Source organism: Streptomyces pseudogriseolus (assembly GCA_002154585.1).
Taxonomy (GTDB): domain Bacteria; phylum Actinomycetota; class Actinomycetes; order Streptomycetales; family Streptomycetaceae; genus Streptomyces; species Streptomyces pseudogriseolus.
On record MUNG01000332.1, the window covers coordinates 1 to 3,683 of the forward strand.

Annotated in this window: 2 protein-coding genes; one reads left to right on the plus strand and one right to left on the minus strand. The window is 74.2% G+C overall.

The window, feature by feature from the left end; translation table 11 throughout:
- On the minus strand, positions 1 to 1,010 hold a 1,010-nt coding region (locus CCN29_RS26200), incomplete at its 3' end, for a cation:proton antiporter (protein ID WP_086684946.1).
- Positions 1,011 to 1,746: 736 nt separating this feature from the next.
- Here CCN29_RS26200 and CCN29_RS26205 point away from each other — a divergent pair.
- Positions 1,747 to 3,624, plus strand: coding sequence for an NAD-binding protein (locus CCN29_RS26205; RefSeq protein ID WP_086684949.1), 1,878 nt, complete (start codon positions 1,747 to 1,749; stop codon positions 3,622 to 3,624).
- Positions 3,625 to 3,683: the final 59 nt, after the last annotated feature.

Here is a 3,683-nt window from a genome sequence, read left to right on the forward strand (position 1 = left end):
GAGAACTCGCCGCGCGCCACCAGCGTGCCGCCCGCCCTCCAGCGGCCTCCGCCCTTGATGCCCGCGCGCCGGGCCGCGTACCAGCCCGTCGCGACCTTCGTGCAGGTGGTGACGATCGCCAGCAGCAGCGCCGGGACCAGGACCGGCGGGATGTCCGCCGGGTCGGTGGACAGGCCGAAGAAGACGAAGAAGACCGCGGCGAACAGGTCCCGGAGCGGCGTGAGCAGGTTGCTCGCGCCCTCGGCGACCTCGCCGGACAGGGCGATGCCCACCAGGAACGCGCCGACGGCCGCCGACACCTGGAGTTCCTGAGCGAGGCCCGCCACGAGGAGCGTCAGGCCCAGCACGACCAGCAGCAGCATCTCCGCGTTGTCCGAGGACACCGCGCGGCTGATCAGGCGCCCGTGACGCAGCGCCAGGTAGAGCACCGCGCCGACGGTGCCGAGCGCGATCAGCAGGGTGACCGAGCCGCCCGCCAGGCCGGCGCCCGCCAGCACCGCGGTGAGGATCGGCAGGTAGACCGCCATCGCCAGGTCCTCGATCACCAGGACGCCGAGCACCACCGGTGTCTCGCGGTTGCCCAGCCGGCGCAGGTCGCCCAGCACCTTCGCGATCACCCCCGAGGAGGAGATCCAGGTGACTCCGGCCAGCGCGACGGCCGCGACCGGGCCCCAGCCGAGGGCGAACGCCGCCACGGCGCCCGGCACCGCGTTGAGGGCGAAGTCCACCGCCCCGGACGGGTACTGCGTCCTCAGGTTGGTGACCAGCTCGGACGCGCTGTACTCCAGGCCCAGCATGAGCAGCAGCAGGACGACGCCGATCTCGGCGCCGACGGCGGTGAACTCCTCGACGGCCCGCAGCGGCAGGATGCCCCCCTCGCCGAAGGCGAGTCCGGCCAGCAGGTACAGCGGGACGGGCGAGAAGCCCATCCGTCCGGCGAGGCGGCCCAGCAGGCCCAGGGCGAGGATGATCGCGCCCAGTTCGATGAGCATGGTGGCGGTGTTGTGCACGGGCGTCGGTCCTCCGGGTGGGTCGGTGACGGCGGCGTCAGTGCCTGGAGAGGCGGGGTGGGGGTGGCGGCGGACAGCGGGGCGCCCGGGCGCGTGGTGGTCGCGCCGGGTCGCGTGCGGGGTCCGCACGTGCGGTGGGAACGGCGGCGGGTGGTCCTGGTCGGCGTACGGTGCCGCGTACGGCGCTACGACCTGAGGCCCGGGCTCGGACAGCGGGCCATGGCGTGCGGTGCGGGGTGCCGTGCCCTGTACGGACCTGTACGGACCTGTACGGACCTGTACGGAGAGGCTGCGGATCAGGCGCCGGAAACTGCGGCGCCGGGTTCGGGGACGCTGTCGCGGGGGGTGATGTCGATGCGCACGGGCCGGTTCGTGTCACGTCGTACTGCGCGTCGATTCATGTCACGTCCCCCCTCGCATCCGGGTCCGCCTCGCTTCGCGCGGACTGAGTGTGCGGCAGCTCGGCAGAGTGCCAAGGCACGGTAAAGTTTACCGTACGACAAATTTCGTGTATGTTGCATACATGTACGAGGTGCGTAAACCTCGGTGGACCGCGAGCGGGGCATGACCGGGCCGCGATCGGGGCGGGACCGGCCCGCGAACGAGCCGCGATCCGGCCTCGACCGAACCTCGTCTGACCGGGCGCCCTGGAACCACGGTCCATGATCCGGCAGTCTTCTGCCCTGTGGTGAGCCTCCTTCCCAACCCCGCCCCGCCCAGCGACCCGTCCGCCCACATGGTGGTGTGCGGCGACGACGGGCTGGCGCACCGGCTCGCCGCCGAACTGCGGAGCGTGTACCGGGAACAGGTGGTCCTCGTGGTGCCGCCCTCGGCGCGCGTCCCGCCCCAGCCGATGGCCGGACGCGCCCGGGCCGCCTCGGCCGCGCTGTTCGGCCGGATGGTGACCGCCGTCAACCGCGACGCCGGCGGCTCCGACGACACCCTCGTCCCCGGCGAACGGGTCATGGAGGCCGCCGATCCCACGGAGGCCGTCCTCGCCGACGCCGGCGTGGACCGGGCCGCCGCGCTCGCCCTCGTCTACGACGACGACGAGACCAACATCCGCGCCGCGCTGACCGCCCGCCGGCTCAACCCCCGGCTGCGCCTGGTGCTGCGGCTCTACAACCGGCGGCTCGGCCAGCACATCGAGGAACTCCTCGACCAGGCGGCCGGCTTGGCCGGTGACCCGAGTGCGGGCCGCGGCGGCCACGGCACCGACATCGCGACCACCGTGCTGTCCGACGCCGACACCACCGCGCCCGCCCTCGTCGCCTCCGCCCTCGTCGGCACCAGCAAGGTCGTCGACGCGGAGGGGCTGCTGCTGCGCGCGGTGGAGCGCCGGCCGCCGCGGCCGGGTGAGGTGGCCGACCCGGGTCTGTGCACCCTGGCGTTGCTGTCCGCGACCAGCAACGACCCCGGGGGCGTCGAGGGTTCGGAGGACAGCGGCGACCAAGGGCCCCAACTGCTGCCGGACGCCGAGGCGGTGGCGGCGGCGACCGGGCGCGGCACGGTGGTGCTGGAGCAGGTGTCGTACTCCGGTCCCCCGCTGACGGCCCGGCGGGCCGGGGTGATGCCGTTCGCCTCGCTGTTCTCGGCCCGGCTGCGCTGGTCCCTGGCGGGACTGGTGGCCGCGGTGGTCGCGCTCGCGGTCGCGCTGATCCTGGTGACCGACGACCCTCCGCTGCACGCCATCTACGTCACGCTGCTGGACCTGTTCGCCATCAACGAGCCCGCCGTCGAGGCTCCGGCCGGGCAGCAGGTACTGCAACTGCTGTCCGGATTTGTCGGGTTGCTGCTGCTGCCGGTGCTGCTGGCCGCGGTGCTGGAGGCGCTGGGCACTTTCCGCACGGCGTCCGCGCTGCGGAAGCCGCCGCGCGGGCTCAGCGGGCACGTGGTGCTGCTGGGGCTCGGGAAGATCGGCACCCGGGTGCTGACCCGGCTGCGCGAGCTGCACATCCCCGTGGTGTGCGTCGAGGCCGACCCGGAGGCCCGGGGCATGGCCGTCGCCCGGCGGTTACGGGTACCGGTCGTGGTCGGGGACGTCACGCAGGAGGGCGTCCTGGAGTCGGCGAAGATCCACCGCGCGGACGCGCTGCTCGCGCTGACCAGCGTCGACACCACCAACCTGGAGGCCGTCCTCTACGCCCGGTCGGTACGCCCCGACCTGCGGGCGGTACTGCGGCTGTACGACGACGACTTCTCCAAGGCCGTGTACCGGACGCTGCGCACCGCGCACCCGGCCGCCCTGACCCGCAGCCGGAGCGTGTCCCACCTGGCCGCGCCCGCCTTCGCCGGGGCGATGATGGGGCGGCAGATCCTGGGCGCGATCCCCGTGGAGCGGCGCGTGCTGCTGTTCGCGGCGGTCGTCGTCGACGGGCATCCGCAGCTGGAGGGGCGCACGGTCGCGGGGGCGTTCCGGCCGGGCGCCTGGCGGGTGCTGGCCCTGGACACGGCGGCCCGGGGCGCCGGCGCGGGGGCCGAACCGCCGGGTTCGGGTCTGGTGTGGGACCTGCCGGACACGTACGTCCTGCAAGCCGGCGACCGGGTGGTCCTGGCGGCCACCCGCCGAGGGCTGGCGGAGCTGCTGGGGAGGCGGACGCGGACTCCGCGGTGATTCCGGCCCCGGGGGGCCGGGCTCTCCTGGCGGACGGGGTGGCCCGGGGTGCCCCAGGT